1 pseudogene is annotated in these 310 nt (G+C 79.7%); it reads left to right on the top strand.

Going from position 1 to position 310, the window contains the following annotated elements:
* Nucleotides 1-157: 157 nt before the first annotated feature.
* A pseudogene (locus tag A4V12_RS39940) lies at nt 158-310 on the top strand (cysteine desulfurase); the annotation flags it as partial.

Below are 310 nucleotides of genomic sequence, written 5' to 3'. Positions count from 1 at the left end.
GCACCCCGAAGGGGTGTTGCGGGCGGGATTTCCGGGGGCCCGGGGGGCTGCGGTCCGGGTCGGCGGCCGTGTTCGGGCCCCGCGGAGTTGGCGTGGCCGTGTCCCCTACTTCGATTCCGCTCCCGCCGCCCCGCCCCCCCCGGCCGCCCGCCAGGCCCTGCAGGCCGCGCTGGACGGGGGGTGGGCCGACCCCGCCCGCCTGTACCGGGAGGGACGGCGTGCCCGGCTGCTGCTGGACGCGGCGCGGGAGGCCGCCGCGGAGGCCGTCGGGTGCCGTCCCGACGAGCTGGTGTTCACTCCTTCGGGGACG

It is taken from the genome of Streptomyces noursei, assembly GCF_001646665.1.
In the GTDB taxonomy this organism is placed as follows: Bacteria; Actinomycetota; Actinomycetes; order Streptomycetales; family Streptomycetaceae; genus Streptomyces; species Streptomyces lavendulocolor.
The sequence above is the reverse complement of the archived record's forward strand: the minus strand, read 5'-3'. Positions and strand labels throughout refer to the sequence as shown.